This window comes from Amycolatopsis panacis, from assembly GCF_003600245.1.
Classification (GTDB): domain Bacteria; phylum Actinomycetota; class Actinomycetes; order Mycobacteriales; family Pseudonocardiaceae; genus Amycolatopsis; species Amycolatopsis sulphurea.
The window spans coordinates 1-16,227 of sequence record NZ_QZFV01000105.1 but is presented as its reverse complement, the minus strand read 5'-3'; the positions used below and the strand labels follow the sequence as shown (position 1 = coordinate 16,227).

14 protein-coding genes and 2 pseudogenes are annotated in these 16,227 nt (G+C 67.1%); 7 read left to right on the top strand and 9 right to left on the bottom strand.

The window, feature by feature from the left end; all coding sequences use genetic code 11:
- Positions 1-30: 30 nt before the first annotated feature.
- The 4 genes from D5S19_RS33880 to D5S19_RS22595 form a co-directional block, all read right to left on the bottom strand.
- Positions 31-789, bottom strand: coding sequence for a hypothetical protein (locus tag D5S19_RS33880; protein ID WP_325050307.1), 759 nt, complete (start codon positions 787-789; stop codon positions 31-33).
- 222 nt (positions 790-1,011) lie between these two features.
- The gene (locus tag D5S19_RS33875) at positions 1,012-1,752 is read right to left on the bottom strand and encodes a DEAD/DEAH box helicase (protein WP_325050306.1); all 741 of its coding nucleotides are present in this window, start codon (positions 1,750-1,752) and stop codon (positions 1,012-1,014) included.
- Positions 1,749-1,895: a hypothetical protein gene (locus D5S19_RS33275; RefSeq protein WP_233574089.1), complete on the bottom strand. Its 147-nt coding sequence runs from the start codon at positions 1,893-1,895 to the stop codon at positions 1,749-1,751. The genes D5S19_RS33875 and D5S19_RS33275 overlap by 4 nt, the downstream gene beginning before the upstream one ends.
- A 255-nt stretch (positions 1,896-2,150) precedes the next feature.
- A complete protein-coding gene (locus D5S19_RS22595) occupies positions 2,151-5,489 on the bottom strand; it encodes a DEAD/DEAH box helicase (RefSeq protein ID WP_120025428.1) in 3,339 nt (1,112 codons plus the stop codon).
- Positions 5,490-5,702: 213 nt separating this feature from the next.
- Between D5S19_RS22595 and D5S19_RS32090 the strand changes: the two genes are divergently transcribed.
- Positions 5,703-5,858: a hypothetical protein gene (locus D5S19_RS32090; RefSeq protein WP_158605611.1), complete on the top strand. Its 156-nt coding sequence runs from the start codon at positions 5,703-5,705 to the stop codon at positions 5,856-5,858.
- Between the two features lie 178 nt (positions 5,859-6,036).
- Here the strand turns inward: D5S19_RS32090 and D5S19_RS32545 are convergent, their stop codons facing one another.
- Positions 6,037-7,182: a PucR family transcriptional regulator gene (locus tag D5S19_RS32545; RefSeq protein WP_199730636.1), complete on the bottom strand. Its 1,146-nt coding sequence runs from the start codon at positions 7,180-7,182 to the stop codon at positions 6,037-6,039.
- Between the two features lie 152 nt (positions 7,183-7,334).
- Between D5S19_RS32545 and D5S19_RS33870 the strand changes: the two genes are divergently transcribed.
- Positions 7,335-7,571 (top strand): hypothetical protein, encoded by a 237-nt coding sequence (locus D5S19_RS33870; RefSeq protein ID WP_325050305.1) that lies wholly within the window; start codon positions 7,335-7,337, stop codon positions 7,569-7,571.
- On the top strand, positions 7,487-8,923 hold the full coding sequence (locus tag D5S19_RS33865; RefSeq protein WP_325050304.1) for an alpha/beta fold hydrolase: 1,437 nt from the start codon (positions 7,487-7,489) through the stop codon (positions 8,921-8,923). The genes D5S19_RS33870 and D5S19_RS33865 overlap by 85 nt, the downstream gene beginning before the upstream one ends.
- A 417-nt stretch (positions 8,924-9,340) precedes the next feature.
- Here D5S19_RS33865 and D5S19_RS32085 read toward each other — a convergent pair whose 3' ends face one another.
- The 3 genes from D5S19_RS32085 to D5S19_RS22565 all read right to left on the bottom strand — a co-directional run bounded on the left by D5S19_RS32085 (position 9,341) and on the right by D5S19_RS22565 (position 12,355).
- Positions 9,341-9,694, bottom strand: coding sequence for a putative quinol monooxygenase (locus D5S19_RS32085; protein WP_158605610.1), 354 nt, complete (start codon positions 9,692-9,694; stop codon positions 9,341-9,343).
- Positions 9,695-9,722: 28 nt separating this feature from the next.
- Positions 9,723-11,480, bottom strand: a complete 1,758-nt coding sequence (locus D5S19_RS22570; protein ID WP_120025407.1) for a CocE/NonD family hydrolase — start codon at positions 11,478-11,480, stop codon at positions 9,723-9,725.
- Between the two features lie 251 nt (positions 11,481-11,731).
- Complete coding sequence (locus tag D5S19_RS22565) at positions 11,732-12,355, bottom strand: TetR/AcrR family transcriptional regulator (RefSeq protein ID WP_120025406.1); 624 nt, start codon at positions 12,353-12,355, stop codon at positions 11,732-11,734.
- Between the two features lie 70 nt (positions 12,356-12,425).
- On the opposite strand from D5S19_RS22565, the gene D5S19_RS22560 reads away from it, so the two are divergent.
- Together D5S19_RS22560 and D5S19_RS34225 are read left to right on the top strand one after the other, a co-directional pair.
- Positions 12,426-13,319: an NADP-dependent oxidoreductase gene (locus D5S19_RS22560; protein ID WP_120025405.1), complete on the top strand. Its 894-nt coding sequence runs from the start codon at positions 12,426-12,428 to the stop codon at positions 13,317-13,319.
- A gap of 196 nt (positions 13,320-13,515) precedes the next feature.
- Positions 13,516-14,352 carry an aspartate/glutamate racemase family protein gene (locus tag D5S19_RS34225; RefSeq protein WP_120025404.1) on the top strand — a complete coding sequence of 279 codons (837 nt, stop codon included), beginning with the start codon at positions 13,516-13,518 and terminating at the stop codon, positions 14,350-14,352.
- A 165-nt stretch (positions 14,353-14,517) separates the two neighbouring features.
- On the opposite strand, the pseudogene D5S19_RS34220 reads toward D5S19_RS34225, so the two are convergent.
- A pseudogene (locus D5S19_RS34220) lies at positions 14,518-15,504 on the bottom strand (RNA-guided endonuclease InsQ/TnpB family protein); the annotation flags it as partial.
- Between the two features lie 41 nt (positions 15,505-15,545).
- On the opposite strand from D5S19_RS34220, the pseudogene tnpA reads away from it, so the two are divergent.
- Positions 15,546-15,810: pseudogene (gene tnpA / locus D5S19_RS22545) on the top strand (IS200/IS605 family transposase); the annotation flags it as partial.
- Positions 15,811-15,881: 71 nt separating this feature from the next.
- Positions 15,882-16,227 (top strand): transposase (locus D5S19_RS22540; protein WP_147397490.1); only part of this gene is annotated, 346 nt, incomplete at its 3' end.

The window sequence follows — 16,227 nt, the reverse complement described above, 5'->3', positions numbered from 1 at the left end:
CCTACGTTCAAGATGCAGACGTCTTGCGTCTTACTCCCGCACGACAAACCGGACAGGCCTCAGCAGCAGCTCACGAGCGGCGTCAAGGTCCGCCAGCCGGGTTGCCAGCGTTGCCATCGCCAGACGATGCGGCAGCGCATCGGAGAACTTCAGCCCTGCCAATGCCCGCTCATCCACCTCGGGCAAGCAGATGCGGGCGAGCACCCTTTTCATGCCCGATTTCCAGGATTCACGGGTCAAATCGCTGCGCAGCCGCACGGAAACGTCGTCGTACCGTTGCTTCTCATCGACGAGTCCGGACAAGGTTGCGGCAAGGGTAGCGTTTCCCCGGAATCCTGCCCACGTCCACCACCGCACGTCGGTGGCATCGCGGGTGACGATGGTCCCCGCCGGATGTACGGCCGCATAACGATCATCACGCAGGCCGGCCAAGACCCGTCGAGCCCGGTGAGTCAGCTCGACACGAGGATCGGAGCCGAGAAGGACATCCCGCGCAGCTTGGGCCAGCGCGAAACTGACACCGCCGACACCCGGTGTCAACCAACGTGCTCGCCCGCCCCCGTCAGCTGTCTCGACGAAACACCGGCGGCGCTTCCAATCGGTCCAGGTCACCTTCCAGCTCCGACCACCCAATAGCAGCAGGCGGGGGCCGTCCACCTTTTCCGTCAGCAGTGCAGGATCGGTGCGCTCGACCTTAGGACCGATGAACATCCTATTTTCGTCACGCTCGATAAATCCTTCGCCCAGAAAATGACGCAGAATCGGCTCATTCCGGCGATCGAACGGCACCAGGCCGTTCCACGCCTGCCCCCATTCGTCCCCGATCGCATTTTCTTGCAGACACAGGGCGAGGAACTGCTGAGCGACGATATGCCGAGGATCAGGTGGCGCGGTAACATGTTCGACAGAAATGTCGCGACACCACGCACACGCAGGGCTGCGCCGATCTCTTCACCGAGTTGTCGCGAGTCGCAGAACACGAGAGCTTTTCACCACGATGCGGTGCGGCGATCACGTCGCGGCATTGTCCACCGGGCCGACGTAGTCTAATTCGGTGTCACCGGCGGGCGGACCCGAAACCGGTACCTCGACGCCAGGAGAAACGACCGCACACGGACGAATCCCGCGATCAGAGCCCCGCAACCATTCAAGTAGTTCCGGCGGGTTGCCGACCGTCGCGGACAACCCGATCCGCTGGATCGGCTGCCCCGTAACGCGGCTCAGTCGTTCAAGGAAAGCCAGCAAATGCCAACCGCGGTCATCCCCGGCAAAAGCGTGCACTTCGTCCACCACGATGGCGCGTACGCCGTCAAGGAAATGTGCGTGATCCACGTTGGCGCTCACCAGCATCGCTTCCAGCGATTCCGATGTGGTCAGCAGGACATCAGGCGGATCACGGAGGATTCGCTTCCGCGCAGGCCCGGTCACGTCGCCGTGCCAAAGCGCGACTCGCCGCCCGAGCCACGCGGCATATCCCTCCAGCCGAGGCAGCAGATTGTTCAGCAGCGCCTTCAGCGGGCACACATACAGCACCGACAAGCCGGTCCAGCGCTTCTCCTCCATCGCGGTCAGGACGGGAAAGAACGCTTCCTCGGTCTTTCCGCCCGCGGTGGGTGCGAGCAGCAAAGCATCCTTCCCATCGACGACCGGCTTGATGGCCTCCTCCTGGAGCGGCCGCAACGTTCGCCGGCCCAACGTGTTGACGATATGGTGCACGAGGGCCGGGTGCAGCCGGGTGACCGAGCCCGTCACGGCAGATCCAGATCAATTTCACCCGCGCTGGTCGCCGCGCCGCGCTCGCCGGCGGTCAGCTCGGCGGCAGTCACGGTCAGTTCGTAGTGCTCACGCGGGTCGAAGTCCGGATGCTCGTCTACCCGGTCGAGTACCTCGGCCACCAGCTTCCGGAGGGAGATCCGCGGGGCTACTCCGGCCTTCCCCCGAGTTCCCCGGTCAGCGCGCGGGCGAGCAGGTCGACGTACCCGTCGTCGACCGCCGCCGCCACCCGGTCCGGATGACGCGCTCCACCGGCGTAGAGGTCGCGAAGCGAGCGAGCTGTCAGTCGTCCTCCCCATGCGCGCAGCTACGGATCATCACTCCTCACCATTCACGTGCGTGCACTTGTATCCGCAGCTGTGCCCGAAAGCGATGGCTCAGGCGAACAGGCCGCGGATGTCCTCGGCGTCCAGGCTGCCGCCAAAGGCGTTGCCCTCGTCCATGACCCCGGCGAACAGTGCGGCCTTGCGGGCCTTGAGCTCCATCACCTTCTCTTCGATGGTGCCCTTGGCGATCAGCCGGTAGACCATGACGTTGCGGGTCTGGCCGATCCGGTGCGTACGGTCGATGGCCTGGGCCTCGGTCGCCGGGTTCCACCACGGGTCGAGGAGGAAGCAGTAGTCGGCCTCGGTGAGGTTGAGCCCGAAGCCGCCCGCTTTGAGGCTGATCAGGAACACCGGCGCGGTGCCGGTCGTGAACTTCTTCACCACGGCGGCTCGGTTCCGGGTCTTGCCGTCGAGGTAGCAGTACTCCACCCCGGCGGCCTCCAGGTTCCGGCGCACGACATCGAGGAAGCCGGTGAACTGGCTGAATACCAGAGCACGATGCCCGCCGTCGACGACGTCCCGCATCTGTTCGAGCAGTGCGTCGATCTTCGCGCTGGGGACGCTGCCGTGTCTCTCGTCGATGAGTCCGGGATGCAGGCTGAGCTGGCGCAGCAAGGTCAGCGAACGCAGGATGGTAAAACGGTTCCGGTTCAGGTCGTCGATCAGGCCGAGCACCTTCTGCCGCTCACGCTGCAGGTGAGTCTGGTAGATCTTGCGGTGCCGCGGTGCGAGGTCGACTTCGAGCACTTGTTCCTGCTTCGCCGGCAGGTCTGCGGCGACCTGTTCCTTGGTGCGGCGCTTGACCAGCGGCTTGATCCGCTGGCGGAACCTGGCGAGCAGGTCGGCATCGTCCTGCTTTTCGATCGGCCGGGCGTAGTACTCGGCGAATCGGGCCGGGTTGGGGAACAGTCCGGGCGCGGTGATCGACAGCAGCGACCACAGTTCCATCAGGTTGTTCTCCATGGGTGTTCCGGTGATCGCGAGCTTGAACGGCGTCGCGAGCCGGCGGGTACACTGGTAGATCTTCGACTGGTGGTTCTTGGCGAACTGGGCTTCGTCCATGATCAGCCCAGACCAGGACAGCTCGGCGTACTCGTCGAAGTCGAGCCGGAAGAGCGTATGCGAGGTCACCACGACATCCGCGCCCGCGACCGTTTCCGCCAGGGTGTTTCCGCGCCGACGGGTGGTGTCACCGATGGTCACCACGGACAGCTCCGGCGCGAACCGGGCGGACTCGGCGGCCCAGTTCGAGACCACACTGGTCGGGGCGATGATGACAAAGGGGGCCAAGGCCGGGTCGGCCAGCTTCGCGTGACAGATCAAGGCAAGGGATTGCAGGGTCTTGCCCAGCCCCATGTCGTCGGCGAGGATGCCGCCGAGCTGGAACCTCCAGAGAAACGCCAGCCATTGGAAGCCTTCCAGCTGATACGGGCGCAGCTGTGCGTCGAGCGTTGCCGGCGGCTGTGCCGTGTCGGCCCCGCCGTCGATCGAGCGCAATGCGGCCAATTGACGTTGCCAGGCCGCGGCTTGGCTGCCGACGACCCCGAGCGCAGCCAGCTCGTCCCAGAGGCCGACCTGGTAGCGGCTGATCCGCAGCGAGTCCCCGGAGGTCTCCTGCAACGCGCGGGCTTCCTCGATCAGCTGACGCAGCGCCTGCAGTTCCGGCTTCTCGAGGGAGAAGTACGCGCCGTCGTCGAGCAGCAGGTACGGCAGGCCGGTGGCCAGCGCGGCGAAAACCGAGGCGAATGGAACTTCCCGGCCCTCGACGCTGATCGTGATACCGAGATCGAACCAGTCCGTCTCGCCCGCGATTTCCTCGGTTGAAATGCTGACGGACAGTGAATCGCCGGCCTCGCGATAATCAGCGGGGCTGCCACTGATCTCGACCTCGATATCAGGCAGGTCGGTCAGCAGGGGCAGTACCTCGGTGCTGAAACGCATCGTGTCGATGCCGCGCAGCACACCGTCCGGCACCGATTCGATCCGGCCCGGTTCGCCGGGTAAGGCCGGATCGGCCGGTGTCATGCCGAGCCGCTCCGGCGGGAACTCGAGTCCGGTGAGAATGGCGCGTTCCCGCTCGGGGTCGCGGAAGCCGTCCTCCGGCCGGGCCGGCGTGAGCGGCGCGCGTACCTGGGACTCGCCGACCTGGTACGCCCACTCCCAGCCGAGCTCCAGCGCGTGGCCATCGTGATAGGACGCGTGCAGCGTCAACGTCGGAGCGGAGATCTCCGGTGGCGTAAAGGATTCGTCGGAGGAGACGATCGGGGCGATGTGCCGCAGACGTGGGTAGTACTCGTCCCGGAAACGGGAGGTCTGGCCGGCCGGGATCTTCATGCGCTCGTCAGTCAGGAGCATGCGTTGCAGCTGTGACGCGGCGGGGATCGCCAGCCGGGCGAGCCGGAGGTGCCAGTGGCTGGGATCGTCACTTGCCTCGACGTCCGCCTGCTCAGTGTAGAGAAGGCCATGGCCGTTCGCGCCGAGGAACCGTATCGGGACGACGTCGGTGTTTCCGCCCGCCACGGTGAGTACCGGCGCCACCGTGAGCGATCCGGACGGGGTGTCTTCGGTGACGTCCAGGCACAGCTCAGCGGTGGTGTACGGGGCCACGTCGCCGAGCAGTTTCTTCGCATGTACCAGGCGAATTCCGACAGCCGCCGCTTCGTCGAGGATCGGCCAGAGCCGACTGCTCTGGTAATTGGACAGATCGATCGACTTCATGTCCCCATAGCCGTAGAAGGCCGAATTCTGATTGTCCGACCGGTGGACGGCGTAAAGCTCCCTGAGCACCCGCAGCTGGGCGGTGTGGTAGCCCTGGTAGGTCAGCGTGTCCAGTTTGTTCCAGCTCAAGGTGCCGCCGACCCAGCCCACCCGGCCCGGCTGCACCAGCCGGGCGGAAGGCACCGGCTGGCCTGCGCTCACCGACAACGACAGCTCGATCGCCAGCGGTATGGACTCCGCGCCATGCGGCGACCCAGTGGATGACGAATCGAGCAAGGCTCCGAGAGACTGCTGCCAGCTCGGTGCCTTCGCCGCGCGGCGGGCACTACCGGCCGGGGCCTGCCGCCTGCCCGGCCTGGCGGGTGGCTGATCAGCCGCGAGGGCCTTTACTACCAAGGCCGCGACGTGCTTGCAGTCGAAACCGACCGGACAGCTGCATTCGCCATGCTCGAGTTCGAAGGACGACCCGTCGACGGACGAGAAGTAAGCCGACGTTGTGTAGACCTTGCCCCGGCCCAGCACCTGTCCATGCAGCGCTTCGTCCCGGGGACTCCATCGGAGGCTGAGCACCGCATTCCGCCGCGCGTAGTCGAGACCCCGGGCGTAGAAAGTGCTACCCACCACCGCTTCGATCTCGCCGGCATCGATGTCGAGCATGGTGACTTTCTGCATGAGGACCACGATATCGTCCGGAACCGACACAATTTCGGCCGACATGCCGAGCCCGCATTCGGCCAGGACCGGAGCTGACCGGCAGTGAGCTGATCACGATGGCGGTGGCGCAGGCGCCGCAGCGTCGCGGCCGTGAGCGACGCTGGATCCGGCACATCCACAGCGACGCCGGGTGGCGCGTGGCATTGCTCGTCAAGCACAGCACGATCGCCCGTGTCGATCTGCCATGTGCTCTGCGCGCACGGAATCCAGTTCGCGCCCAGGACCTACCGCAAGGCCCGCCGCCGGCCACCGTCGGAGCGGGATGTCGCCGACGCCTGCCTGACCAACGCCCTGCGGGACGCGCAGGACACACCCGAGGCCGGTTGACCCGCCGGCTGCGTCGCCAGGGCCACGAGGTGGCATTCTGCACCGACGATCGCATCATGCGCGAGCTGAGGCTGCGGGCGCAGACCCGGTGGGCCTGCTGGGAAAGCGCCCCGCCAACTCCGGCGTGGCGACATCGGAGTTGCTCAGCCGAAGGCAAGGTTTGTGGCTCTCGGCTTCGTCACGGCGTGGTGAGGTGGCGACGTTGCAGTGCCCACCACAGTTCGACGACGGCCTCGGTGTCGCGGAGGGATCGTTGCGTGGTGTTCTCGAAGCGGCCCAGCCGTTGTCGGACGGTGTTGGGGTGGATGGCGAGTTCTCGGGCGGTGATGTCGACGCTGCGGTCGTTGACCAGGTAGCGCTCCACTGTTTTGACGATCGCCTCGCCGCCGGGGAGGGCGAGGACGGGTTCGAGGTAGCGCTGGAGCAGGACGTCGCCGACTTCGTCGTCGGTGACCAGGGCCGGGTGCACGCCGAGGTCGCCGATCTCGAACAGGCCCTTGAAACCCAGGGTGAGCGCGGTGTCCAGCGCGCGGGTGGCCTGGCGGAAGGCGCTGGGCATGGCGACCAGGGGGGCGGGCGGTGCTACACCGACCGCGCACGGCGGCCCGGTGCGCGGCAGGGTGGCGATGAACCCGCAGGCGTCTCCGTCGATGAGCGCGAGCAGTCCGTTGCCGGTGCGTTGGCGGCCGTCGGCGTCCAGGAAGCGTTCGATCGCCTCCATCTCGAAACCAGGCATGGGCCGGACCCGGACCGCGTGGTAGCTGCCGTGCGGATCCAGGCCCAGCGGTCGGATGGCCGCGCGGATCTCGGCGGTCGAGGCGGTGCCGGACAGGACACGGCGCACGCAGTTGGTCTGTGAGTGCTGGATTTCGCGGGCGACGCTGAGCTCACCGCGGCGGTTGCCCTCGGCGGCGTGCATCATCGCGAAGTCGTCCCACGCCAGGGCGAGTTCGAGGAACTCCAGCAGCAGGGCGTCGCGACCGGGGCAGGGTGCGGCGACGCGTCGGGCCAGGGCGTGCAGGTTCTCCAGTCCGATGCGCCAGAGCGCCAGCATGTCCCGGATGGTGACGCCTTGCCGTCCCCGGGTCTCGCCGGCCTGCTGGAAGAACTCGCCGTCCTCGCTGCCGTCGGGCCGACGCCGATCTTGCATGCCGGTCAGTACCGTCGTGTAGCTGTGTGTCACCAGCGCGCGCTTGGCGTCGTCGCTGACGCCCTCGTAGGTGGGCAACGTGCGCGTGCCGCGTAACGTGTTCTCGATCGCCTCGTCGATTTCGGCCCGAACGGTGCCGATCAGCTCCGCCCACGCCGCCCGATCCGCCACCATGTCCGGGACTGTACCGCTGCGCTCCACATCGAAATGGAGCATCGCACATCTGCGGGCGCGGCCGACTGGTGATCACTCCATTGCCCGCCTCGCCAGGCATCACAAGACTCCAACCCGCACGGGCCACACGACGTCGGCCCAGAGGAGTCGCCATGCCCGCCAACCCGCACCACCTGTCACTTGAGCCCGCTACCCACGCCACCGCGAACCCGCCGTTCCGCTGCCAGCTGCCCTCAGCCGAAGACCGCGCGGCCGTGGACGAAGCACAGCGCAGCGAGATCGCCAAGCCCGAGGTCCACGACAAGTGGATCACGATCAAGGGCGGCTCGACCGGGACGGCCAGGCCCGCGTGGTCCGCCCGCCGGATGCGGAGGGCACGCTGCCGGTGATCGTCTACGTGCACGGCGCCGAGTGGGTGTTCGGCGACGCGCACACCCACGGCCGCCTTGTCCCGGGCGACTCAGTGGGCGGCAATTTGGCCATCGCCGTGACTTTGCGGACCAAGCAACGTCGCGATGTCGGCTTCGTGCAGCAGGTGGTGTTCTATCCGGTCACCGACGCCGCCTTCGACATCGATTCCTACCACCGCTTCGCCTGCACCCGCGCGGGCATGCGGTGGTTGTTGGCGAGACCGCCACCGGCGTTGGTGATCACCGCCGACGCCGAGGTACTGCGCGGCCACGCTGCGCGCCGCGGGAATGCCGACCACGGCCGTGCGCTACAGCGGGATCATCCACGACTTCGTGATGCTCAACGCGCTGTACGACAGCCAGGTCGCGACCGCGGCCAGTACACCGGCCACCACAGTGCCGCGCGGCACTGCATCCAGCACATCCCGCACATCCCCCGCCGAAACGACCGCCTGATGGCAGACGGAGACTTGATCATGACCCTCACCCCCCGCGAACTGGCCGAGATCGACGATGCGAACGCGTCCGGGCGACAGCCGGTGGTATTCGTGCACGGACTATGGCTGCTGGCCGGCAGTTGGGATCCCTGGCGGCGCCTGTTCGACGCGGCCGGGTTCGCGACCGTCGCGCCAGGCTGGCCGGACGACCCGGCCGGCGTGGCCGAGGGCCGCGCCCACCCGGAGGTGTTCGCCGGCAAGTCCGTCGGAGCCGTGACCGATCACTACGCCGAGGCGATCGGCAAGCTGCACCGCAAGCCTGCCATTGTCGGACATTCCTTCGGCGGCCTGATTACCCAGCGCTTGGCCGGGCGCGGGCTGGCCGTGTGCTCGGTGCCGATCGACCCGGGGCCGTTCCGCGGTGTGCTGCCGTTGCCGTTCTCCGCACTCAAGGCGGCCTGGCCGGTGATCGGCAATCCCGCCAACCATCGGCGGTCGGTCATGCTGACCTTCGAGCAGTTTCGGTTCGGGTTCGCCAACGCCGTGTCCGAGCGGGAGGCGCGCGCGTTGTACGACGCGTTTCCGGTGCCGGGCTCGGGTATTCCGTTGTTCCAGGCGGCGTTCGCGAATCTCAACCCGCGCAGCGAAACCAAGGTGATCACGAAAGGACCCGACCGCGGACCGATGAAACTGCTGTCCGGCGAGCAGGACAACATCGTGCCGTGGGCGATCGCGAACGCCTCCTACCGCAAACAATCCCGCAACGCCGACCTCACCGAGATCCAGGAAATACCCGGCCGTGGCCACTCGCTGGTCTTCGACTCCGGGTGGGAGGACGTGGCCACGATCGCCGTGGATTTCGTGCGGCGACACACGAGCGGGCCGGATGTGTGATCGGGGCCGGAGGGAGCCCGGCCGATGTCCGACTGGTACCGGGCGGCCGGGCGCAACGGTGATCCTTGACCACGTTGCCGCTCTGGATGACGAGCGCGACCCGATTGGCGTGGTTGAAGATGTTGGGTCGTCGAAGGGGTTGTCGTCCTGCCGGGGACAGAACAGGTCACTCGGTGAACAGCGGAGGTCTTCGTCGCCTGCCACGACACGTCCTCCTTGCGCAGGACCTGCCGGGCTCGCGGTGCCCGCCCCGGTCCAGGCGCGTTCGGCGAGGTAACCGACCAGCTTGGCGGGGGTTCCAGGCGGTGAACGGCAAGCCCGGCTCGACGGCGATGCGCCAGCACGATCCCGGACCGCCGCAACCGCACCTCCACAGCCAGCCGCACGACCACCGGCCTGGATACCCACACGAGGCGGCTAGACGCTCAGCCTGGCAACGGCGGCCTCGTCGTCGGTGGAGACCTTCATCTCCGCCGGTTGCAGCTCGACTGTCACGGGAGCCACGTCGAGGAGTTCGAGCAGCCGAGGGAGGTAGTTGGTCAGCACCCCGGTGTTGTGTGCGTCGGCGGCGGCGCGCGAGGCATAGCCCTCGATCACCGTCACTCGCAGCGGGTCGGTGTCCGGTTCGACGAGAAACGCGTAGCGCAAGGTGCCGGGTTCGGTGCGCAGCACCTCGGCGGCCAGGTCGGACAGCAGGGACAGCAGCTCGGGGCCTTGGCCCGGCTTCGCCCGCAATTGGGCTATGACAACAAGTTCTGAAACTTGAGACACTGTGGACTCCTCTACTCGTATTGGTTGTTCAGGACTTGCGGACGGGCAGCCGCAGCGTCGAGGGAGCCGCCGCGGCGTGGTGCAGGGTGTGCTGCGCGACGGATGCTTCGTCGAGGGTCGCGAATTCCGGAACGGTGCGCGTGTGGAGGTTGCGGCTGTATCGCGGGAAGCTGAATCCGGCGACTTGGACACGGATGCGATGGCCGCGGCTGAACTGGTGTGCGACGTCGGACAGTGTGACGGTAACGGTGCTGGGCTCCTCGGGGTCGAGCCACGCATCGTCCGTGCCGTCGCGGTAGCGCGCTCGCTGCACGCCATCGGCGACGTTGACGGCGAAACCGTCGGGTTCGACGTCCACCAAGGTGACGCACACGTCCGCGTCCGGTGCGGTGCTGGTGACGAACGCGACCAGCTCGGCCTGCCCGGCGATGGTCAGATCCTCGGTCAACGGCGCACTGGTATAGACCAGAACATCCTCGCGTCCGTCGACCACGCGCTGATCCTGGATACCCTCCGGTAGCGCCGCGCCGCCGCCGGCGTCGAACATGGCCGCCCCGCCGTGTGAGGGGAACGGGTTGTGCGGATCGGCGGTGAAAGTGTCGGAAGCGGCGCCCGTGTGGTCGCCGGCCGTGGTGGTCAATCGGCCGTCACCACTCGCGGTCCGCGCGTCGCCATCGGAGGCCAGGAACCACTCTTGAGCCGTCGACGCCGGGGGCCACGAGGGCGCGTGTGCCCAGGTGTTCGACCCGCCGACGAAGTAGGTGACCTGTCCGGGCCCGGACAGGTATGGCGCGGCGAGGGGATAGTCCGAACCATCGCCGCCGCGCAGGTGACGGTCGAAGTACGCGGCGAGCACCGGGCCCCACGTCGGCACGCCGGCCGCGGCGTTGTCGAGAACGCGTGCGCCGACCTGGCTGAACGCGGTGTAGGTGCTCATGTGGGTCCACGGCCCGGCGATCAGACTGGCGTTCTCGTTGCCGGCCAGCCGGTTGGCGAGCCGGAACTGGGTGGGAGCGCAGAAGTCCCGATATCCGCTGATCTGCAGGAACGGGATGGTGACTCGCTCCGGTTCGGTGAGCAGGTTCGGCGTGTCCCAGAACGGGTCGTGCGGTGAACGAAGCCAGTCGGTCCAGAACGGCGCGATCCGGCTGTCGTCGAGCGGAGCGATATCGGTCAGCGGTAGCCGGCTCGCGATGCTGTACCGGTCGGCGAGGGCCTCGGTGAGCAGTTTGCGCGCATGCTCCTGTTCGGCAGGGTTCAGAGAACTGTGGTCGAGGCCGGCGAGAGCCAGGCCGAGGCCGTAGGTCACCAGGAACCCGAGTTCGAACGCGCCACCCGGACGGGCGGTGTGGCGCATGTCGACCGTGCCGATCATGGCGGCCGCCGCTTTGAGGTGCGGGTTGCGCGAGGCAACGGCCTGCAGCACGGTCATGCCGAGATAGGACGAGCCGTAGATCCCGACGTTTCCGTCGCTCCAGGGCTGTGCCGCGGCCCAGTCGATGGCATCGTAGGAGTCGTTGTACTCCTGGGTGATGAAGTCGAACTCGCCGCCGGACCCGAACCGGCCGCGAACGTCCTGGACCAGCACGGCGAAGCCCTGGCGGGCCAGCCACAACGGGTCCGCGACGATCCCCGACACGCGGAAGGGATCCGTGCGGTCGTAGGGCGTTCGGTGCAGCAACACCGGCCAGTGACCGTCGTCGGCCGGACGGTACAGGTCGCCGACAAGAGTGACGCCGTCGCGGGTCGTCATGTGCACATCAGCGTCGATATGCGGCTTATACATCTCGTGCTCCTCTTGCTGTCAGCACCACAAAGGGGCCAGACCCGGCAACAGCGCTGCGCGGGCAGTGTCGGTCTGTGCTTGTGCGGAAGGGCGGAAGCCGGCCGCGCCGGGAGGCCGAGCGCGGCGGACCTCTGCGTGGGGAGCCATCAGGGGGGTGAATTCAAACCGACCGGTATATCAGGTTTCTTGCGAGGCTAGCCATTGCCGGCCATCGGCGCAATGGGCGGCGACGATCGCGTGGAAGGGGACCGCTAGCTCCTCACCGCGCCCGGGCGAGCAGTCCCGCGCAGGTGCCGCGCACCGCCCGCAACCTCCCAGGCCGCCTCGATCATCCGGAAGATCTCGTTCACGGCGGCCTCCGGATCGGCGGCTTCGCGGCCGAGCGAGAAGGCGTCGATCACGAATCGCGCGATGGTCCGGCAGGCTATGGCGCCCTCCGGCATGTCGCGGTCGGCCGCGATAGCGGTGGCCAGCGACTCCGCATGGCGCAATCTCATCGACTTCTCGAAGTCCCGCAGTGCCGGCGACTCGTCGATCATCTGCCAGTACGGGGCGGTGCCCTCGGCGGTGCAGTGTTGTATCAGCCCCTGGATCTCGCGGCGCAGTGCCGCCATGAGCGGCTCGTCGGCGGAGCGGTGCGTGACCGCCCGTGTGAGGCGCTGTTCGAAGTCGTCGTCCCGCTCGAACACCAGCGACTCTTTCGAGGCGAAGTGCGAGAAGACCGTGGTCACCGCCACGTCGGCGGCGGCGGCCACCTCGCGGATCCCCACCGCGTCATACCCGCGTTCGAGAAAGAGCCGCAGTGCGGTGTCGGCGATCTTCTGACGGGTCGCGGCCTTCTTGCGCTCGCGACGTCCCAACGGCACATCGGTCATGAAGTAGACCCTATCAGGTACAAAACTGTATCTGTTGTGAAACAACAACTGGTAGTGCTATCTTCGAGTCATGAAAAAGGTGATCTTCGCCGAGTACGGTGGGCCGGACGTCTTGCAGCTCGTCGACGCCGAGGAGCCGCACGCTGGCCCCGGCGAGGTGCGCATCGCCGTGCGGGCCACTGGTGTGAATGCCCACGACTGGCGGGTTCGCGAAGGCCAGTTCCGGGACGCACACCCGATCGAGCTGCCCTCCGGGGTGGGACTCGACGCGTCGGGCGTGGTGGACGAGCTCGGCGAGGGCGTCACCGGGGTCGAGATCGGCGACCGCGTGTTCGGCGAAGGCTCACAGACCTACGCGGAGTTCGCGGTGCTGTCGGCGTGGGTTCCGATTCCCGAGGGCCTGACGTTCGAGGAGACGGCCGGCTATGCCTCCATCACCGAGTCCTCGCTGCGTGTCCTGCGCCAGGTCGGCGTGCAGCCCGGACAGACGCTGCTCGTCAGCGGCGCCTCTGGTGGAGTCGGATCGGTGGTGCTGCCGGTCGCCCGCGAGCGCGGCATCGCCGTCATCGGCGTCGCCGGGCCGGACAGCCAGGACTACGTTCGGAGTCTGGGCGCCGTCGCCACCACCTACGGTCCCGGATGGGTCGAGCGAGTGCGGCGACTCGGCAAGGTCGACGCGGCGCTCGACGTCGCCGGTTCCGGGGTGGTTCCCGAACTGGTCGAGCTGACCGGAGACCCGCAGAAGGTCATCTCCATGGCCGATCTCAGCGCACCGGAGCACGGTGTGCGGTTCTCCGGGACGGCAGGCAGTGTGCAGGACGCTCTCGACGAGATCGTCGGCCTTGTCGCCGCGGGCAAGCTGCGTATCCCGGTGGAGCGGACCTACACCCTCGCGGACGCCGCGTCCGCGCAAATCGACAGCCAGGCCGGCCACACGCGCGGACGCCGGGTCATCGTCATCTGAGCGTGCCGAGTGCACGACCTGACGCGCCACCGATCGGCATGCGTGGCGGCACGGGCACCACCCTTGCCGTCGCCGGGATCACGGCGGGAAAGCAGCCACGAGCGGGCGGACGCCGATGACGTCGGGCATCAACCGAACACGCTTGCCGTGAACGGACCGAACCGGGCCACCGGAGGTCCGGTGGGATTGGAGTGACATGTCAAAGATGCGTATCGCCAACCTGCACCCCGTCGGCGCCGAAGGGCACCGGTACTACGAGGTTCCGGGCTCCGTCATCGGGAACGGATTCTCCTCCGAGGTCGTCGCGCCCTTGGTGCCCACCGTTTTCCTGACCGAAACCGACCGCAGGTTGATGGATCTCGCCTACCTCGAAGCCGGTATGCGTGCTCAGGAAGCCGGCTTCGACGCCATGTTCATCAACTCGGTCGCGGATTACGGGCTGCACCTTTTGCGGGAGTCGGCCGAGATTCCGGTGATCGGAGCGGGCCAGGCGGCCATGCAGTTCGCGGCCGGGCTTGGTGCGCGTTTCGCGATCCTCACGGTGTGGCCGCCCGCCACCCGGTCGCTCTATGAGCGGCTGCTGTCCGACTACGGCCTGCGCGACCGCTGCATGGCGGTTCGTCATGTCACCGAGGACGCCGAACTGTCCGGGGTGATCTCGGAGGACGGCCTGGTGGCCAGGATGCACGCCGGCCGCGAGGAAGTGATCGAGCGGATCGCGCTCGAAGGGGCACGCCTGGTGAGTCAGGGCGCGGAAGCGATCGTGCTCGGATGCGGATGCATGAGCCCGATTCATCGAGACCTCGCCGACCGTGTCACCGTGCCCGTGGTCGACTCGATCACTGCGGGGCACAAGCTGGCGGAATCGCTGGTATCGCTCGATCTGCGTCCGGCACGGCCGTGGGTACCGCCGGTCGGCCTCGACTACCTGCGGCACATGATCCGGGAAACGGCGCACCTGGCCTCGGAACTCAAGCTGACCGCCGACTCCTGCGGTGACAGCTGCTCGATTTTGACGTCCTCCCGGCCGTGAACGGCCGGGATTCCTACCGCGCCTTCGGCGCGGGCTTCGCGCCGATAGGTCGCCTCGGTGGGTTCCTGGTTCAACGAGACGTGCTCCCCGCCAGGCGGAGAGGCTGACAGTCTCTCCGCAGGCGTTGAGCCTCTCCGCCCGTCCGGCGGCAAGGATGTTCTTGGCAGCGTTGAGGTCTCGGTCGTGGTGCGCGCCGCAGGGGCACGACCATTCCCGGACCGACAGCGGTTTCGGTCCGTCGACGCGCCCGCACTCCGAGCAGATCTGCGACGACGGGTAGAACCGGTCGATCTTGCGCACGACGCGCCCGTACCGCTGGGCTTTGTCCTCCAGCATGCGCAGGAACGTTGCCCACGCCGCGTCGTACACCGATTTCGCCAGACGGGTGCGCGCCAGGCCGGACACCGCAAGGTCCTCGACGTAGACCGCTTGGTTGTCGCGGATCAGCGCCGTGGTGTTCTTGTGTGCCCAGTCGGTACGCGCGTCGCGGACCTTGGCGTGCGCCTTGGCTACCCGTAGGCGTGCTTTGGCGCGGTTGTTGCTGCCCTTGGCTTTCCGGGACAGGGCTTGCTGCGCTGTGCGGAGCTTGCGTTCCGCGCGGCGCAGGAACTTCGGGGACTCGATGGTCTTGCCGTTCGACAGCACCGCGAACGTCGACAGGCCCAGGTCGATACCGACGTCCGTGCCGGTTTCCGGGAGTGGTTCGTGGTCTACGCCGACGACGAACGACGCGAAATAGCGTCCGGCAGCGTCCTTGATCAACGTGACCGACGACGGAGCGGACGGAAGTTCCCGAGACCACGTGATCCGCAGGTCGCCGATCTTCGCCGCATACAGCTTCCCGTTCGGTTTCACGCTGAACCCGTTGCGGGTGAGCCGGATCGTCTGCCGGTTGTCCTTGCGGGACCGGAACCGAGGACGACCAACACGACGACCTTTGCGTGTGCCGGACATCGAGTCGAACCAGTTCCGGTACGCCGCACGGGCGTCCTGGCACGCCTGCACCAGCACGACGCTCGCGACATCGGATAACCAGGCTCGTTCCGGCGTTCGCTTGGCTTCGGTGACAACCCGCTTCTGCACGTCGGTGTCGGAGATCTTCTCTTCGGCCTTGTACGCGTCCTGACGGGTGCGGAGCGCGTCGTTGTACACCACCCGCGCGCACCCGAACGCCCGGGCCAGTGCGATCCGCTGGCGAGGCCGACCACGTGCACCTGCTCGTGAACTACCCACCCACGGTGACCGTGTCGAAGCTGGTGAACAGCCTCAAGGGTGTGTCCTCACGGCGAATGCGCTACGAGTTCACCGGGCGAGTGAACCGATTCTCCATGCAGGGGGCACCTGTGGTCGCCGTCCTACTTCGCCGCCTCGTGCGGCGGGGTGCCGTTGTCAATCGTGCGGCAGTACATCCAGCAGCAGCAGCGACCACCACGCGGACCGGGCCGCCCACAGAGCTGATGCGCTAACCCGGCCCTAAGACCGTGTCTCATTTGGTTGTGTTGCCAAGTGGGCGATATCGTTGATCAGCGATGAGTGATGTGGAGAAGTGGTGTCCGGAGTCGTTGTGGCTGCTGGCGTATCCGTTGTTGCCCGATGCGCCGCAACGCCACCAGGGCGGAGGTCGGCGCCGGTTGGACGACCGTGCGGTGATGGCCGCGATCCTGTTCGTGTTGCAAACCGGTTGTGCCTGGTCAGCGTTGCCTGCTTCGTTCGGGGTCAGTGCTGCGACCGCGCATCGCCGGTTCACCGAGTGGGTCGAGGCGGAGGTGTTCGCCCGGCTGCATCAGATGATGCTGGATTTGCTCGGTTCTGCCGGAGCGATTGACTGGTCACGAGCGTCGGTGGACGCGATGCAGGTCAGGGCGGTAAAAGGGG